A 439-nucleotide genomic window follows, 5' to 3' on the forward strand; every position below is an offset into this window, starting at 1 on the left:
CGAGACCCTGCTCGAAGAGACGGAACTAGACGTGGTCGGCTGCGACAGCGCCGAGGCTGCGCTGTCGGTCCTTCAGGCACGCGGCGGCGACGTCGCCCTGGTCTTCGCCGATGTCCGGCTGGCCGGCCATATGGACGGCCTCCAGCTCGCCCGCGCGGTGGCGACCTTGTGGCCGCGGGCCCGGCTGGTGATCACCTCCGGGCATGGCCTGCCGCGGCCCGAGATGCCGCCCGAGGCCGTGTTCATCGCCAAGCCCTGGCGCCCCCTGGAGGCATCCCGTCACACGCCTTCCGCGACTGGCGGGCGATGACCTACATGTTCCAGGAGGACCGGCTGCTGCCCTGGCGCACGGCCGCCCAGAATGTCGCCTTCGGGCTCGAGGCCGGACGCATGGGCCGGGCGGAGCGGGCGCGGCGGGTCGACGAGACCCTGCGGCTCG

General features: G+C 73.3%; 1 pseudogene. It reads left to right on the forward strand.

What is annotated here, in order from left to right:
* Positions 1-310: pseudogene (locus tag I53_RS27645) on the forward strand (response regulator); the annotation flags it as partial.
* Positions 311-439: the final 129 nt, after the last annotated feature.

Origin of the sequence: Methylobacterium sp. B1, from assembly GCF_000333255.1 — a bacterium.
In the GTDB taxonomy this organism is placed as follows: domain Bacteria; phylum Pseudomonadota; class Alphaproteobacteria; order Rhizobiales; family Beijerinckiaceae; genus Methylobacterium; species Methylobacterium fujisawaense.